General features: G+C 68.8%; 3 protein-coding genes. 2 read left to right on the plus strand and 1 reads right to left on the minus strand.

The window, feature by feature from the left end; translation table 11 throughout:
• Positions 1-208: 208 nt before the first annotated feature.
• On the minus strand, positions 209-1,105 hold the full coding sequence (locus Q1K33_RS19890) for a M23 family metallopeptidase (protein WP_300406534.1): 897 nt from the start codon (positions 1,103-1,105) through the stop codon (positions 209-211).
• Positions 1,106-1,530: 425 nt separating this feature from the next.
• On the opposite strand from Q1K33_RS19890, the gene sucC reads away from it, so the two are divergent.
• Both sucC and sucD read left to right on the plus strand, forming a co-directional pair.
• Positions 1,531-2,691, plus strand: a complete 1,161-nt coding sequence (gene sucC, locus Q1K33_RS19895) for an ADP-forming succinate--CoA ligase subunit beta (protein WP_300406536.1) — start codon at positions 1,531-1,533, stop codon at positions 2,689-2,691.
• A gap of 17 nt (positions 2,692-2,708) precedes the next feature.
• Positions 2,709-3,501, plus strand: a 793-nt coding sequence (gene sucD, locus Q1K33_RS19900; protein WP_300406538.1) for a succinate--CoA ligase subunit alpha, incomplete at its 3' end; no start/stop codon positions are given.

Here is a 3,501-nt window from a genome sequence, read left to right on the forward strand (position 1 = left end):
TGCTCGTGGAGCGAGCCGTCGCAGCCCGAGCTTGCGAGGGCAGCGAACCGGCGTGACGAGACGCGGTGAGCCGAGATGCAGCGGCGAGGAGCGACGAAGTCGCGACGACTTCATTGGTCGTCGAGCAAGCCGTCGCAGCCCGAGCCTGCGAAGGCGGAGAGCCGGCGTGTCGAGACGCGGTGAGCCGAGCAGCAGCGGCAGGCAGCCGCTAGAAGGTGACGCCGTTGACGACCATGGCCGCGTAGGGGTCGACCGGGTCGCCGCCGCCGGGGCGGACCTCGACGTGCAGGTGCGAGCCGGTCACGTTGCCGGTCGAGCCGACCGTGCCGATCACCTCTCCGGCGGCGACGTTCTCGCCGATGGAGACGTACTGGCTCGTCTGGTGGGCGTACCAGATCTCGGTGCCGTCCTCGAGCGTGACGACCGTCTTGTTGCCGTAGGCGCCGTCGTAGCCCACGAACGTGACGACGCCGCCGGCGATCGCGCTGATCGGGTCGCCGGTGTTGCCGTTGAAGTCGAGCCCGGTGTGATAGCTCGACCAGAGGCCGTACTCGCCGTAACGTGCCGTGAGGACGACGGGGGTCAGCGGCATGACCCACCGGTTGTCGGCGAGCTTCTTGGCCTGCTGCTCCACCTCGGCCGCGAGCTGACCGAGCTCTTCGCTGCGGACCTCGACCTGCGCCTCGGCGGCCTTGATGAGCTTGTCGTCGGTCTGGGTCCCGTCGTCGCGCGAGGCGGACCGGCTGGTCTGGCGACCACGCAACGTGTCGACGCTCCCGATGGCGCTGACACCACCGGCTGCCCCAGCGGCGCGGACCTGGGCGTCGCCGCGATCACCGCTGGTGAGCTGGGTGGTGGTGTCCGTGCCGGACACGACCACGCCGCTGACCGCGATCGCGAGGGTCGCGACGCCGAGCAGGACGGGCGGCGAGGGCAGCCCGCGGAACAGGGGGCCGCGCGAGCCGGCGTGCTTGACGGCCTTGCGCTTCCCGGGCGTCTGGCTGCGAACGAGCGGAAGCTCTGCCGTCACGTCGTCCGCCAGTGACGCGGTGACCCGCGGCAGGGACGTGGTCGTCTCCGCGCTGGCAGCGTGCTCGGATCGCACGGCGCAGCGGCGACCGACGTACGGGGTCGGCTGTGGGGTCTCCGACAGGCCGGTGCGCGCGGGGCGTTCGGCTCGGTGACTACCCATGGATCAGTGAACTCCGAAGCGTTGAGGACGAGGCGGCGTGCAAGCCACCCGTTCGGGGGATGGCGGAGACTGTAACGGATTGATCACGGACCCCCTAAATCAGGTCCGGCGTCATTGTGCCCGACGGCTGGGCACGCCCGCTCCGGAACTCCACAACCCTGGACCACGACGCCGTGCGTCCTGCCCGTGCCCCTGTGACGTGCGTCGCACGTGGCGCCCATCGTGGACCACGTCAACCACCCGTCTCAGGGCAGGACTAGGGTGCCGCACGGAGAAACCCACATACATCCGCGGTCTGATCAGGCCGCGCACTCGACAAATGAGGACATGGTGGACCAGTGGATCTGATGGAGTTTCAGGCGAAGGAGCTCTTCGCCAAGCATGACGTACCGGGAGCCCCGGGCATCGTCGCGACCACGCCGGCCGAGGCCCGCGCTGCCGCGGAGAAGCTCGGGGTCTGTGTCGTCAAGGCCCAGGTCAAGGCAGGCGGACGAGGCAAGGCCGGCGGCGTCAAGCTGGCCAAGACGCCCGACGAGGCCGAGGAGCACGCCACCGCGATCCTCGGCATGGAGATCAAGGGCCTGACCGTCCACCGGGTGCTGATCGCTCCGGCTGCGACGATCGAGGAGGAGTACTACTTCTCGTTCCTGCTCGACCGCTCCAACCGTCAGTACCTCTGCATCGCCAGCATCGAGGGTGGTGTCGAGATCGAGGAGGTCGCCGAGACCAACCCCGACGCCATCAAGCAGATCCCGATCAACGCCGGCACCGGGGTCGACGAGGCCAAGGCCCGCGAGATCGTCGCGGAGACCGGTTTCCCCGAGGCGCTCACCGAGCAGGCCGTCACGACCGTGCTCAACCTGTGGAAGACCTTCGTCGAGGAGGACGCCACCCTGGTCGAGGTCAACCCGCTGGCTCGCCTGGCCGGTGACAAGCTCGAGGCGCTCGACGGCAAGGTCTCGCTCGATGAGAACGCCGAGTTCCGTCACGAGGACCACGCCGCGTTCGAGGACAAGGACGCCGCCGACCCCCTCGAGGCCAAGGCGAAGGCCAAGGGCCTCAACTACGTCAAGCTCGACGGCGAGGTCGGCATCATCGGCAACGGCGCGGGCCTGGTCATGTCGACCCTCGACGTCGTCGCGTACGCCGGTGAGGCCCACGGCGGCGTCAAGCCCGCCAACTTCCTCGACATCGGTGGCGGCGCCAACGCCCAGGTGATGGCCGACGGCCTCGACGTGATCCTCAACGACGAGCAGGTCAAGAGCGTGTTCGTGAACGTCTTCGGCGGCATCACGGCGTGCGACGAGGTCGCCAACGGCATCAAGGGTGCCCTGGAGATCCTGGGCGACGCGGCGACCAAGCCGCTCGTCGTACGGCTCGACGGCAACAACGTCGACAAGGGTCGCGCGATCCTCGAGGAGCTCAACCACCCGCTGGTGACCACGGTGGACACCATGGACGGCGCGGCCGACAAGGCCGCCGAGCTGGCGAACGCCTGAGGACGGGGGACAACAACATGAGCATCTACCTGAACAAGGACTCCAAGATCATCGTCCAGGGCATGACGGGCGGGATGGGCTCCAAGCACACCACCCTCATGGTCGAGGCCGGCTCCAACATCGTCGGTGGCGTCAACGCCCGCAAGGCCGGCACGAGCGTCGAGCTCGGCGGCAAGGACCTGCCGGTCTTCGGGAGCGTCTCGGAGGCGATGGAGAAGACCGGCGCCGACGTGTCGGTCCTCTTCGTGCCGCCGGCCTTCACCAAGGACGCCTGCATCGAGGCGATCGACGCCGGCATCGGCCTGCTCGTCGTGATCACCGAGGGCGTGCCGGTCCAGGACTCGGCCGAGGTCTGGGCCTACCTGGAGGGCAAGTCGACCCGGATGATCGGGCCCAACTGCCCCGGCATCATCACGCCGGGAGAGTCCCTGGCCGGCATCACGCCGCACACCATCTCGGGCAGTGGCCCGGTCGGCCTGGTCTCCAAGTCCGGCACGCTGACCTACCAGATGATGTACGAGCTCAAGGACTACGGCTTCACCACCGCCATCGGCATCGGCGGTGACCCGATCATCGGCACCACCCACATCGACGCCCTCGCCGCGTTCGAGGCCGACCCCGACACCAAGGCGATCGTGATGATCGGCGAGATCGGTGGCGACGCCGAGGAGCGGGCCGCGGCCTACATCAAGGACAACGTCACCAAGCCGGTCGTCGGCTACGTGGCCGGGTTCACCGCGCCGGAGGGCAAGACGATGGGCCACGCCGGCGCCATCGTCTCCGGCTCCTCGGGCACCGCGCAGGCCAAGA

The sequence above is a fragment of the Nocardioides sp. genome, from assembly GCF_029937575.1.
GTDB lineage: Bacteria > Actinomycetota > Actinomycetes > Propionibacteriales > Nocardioidaceae > Nocardioides.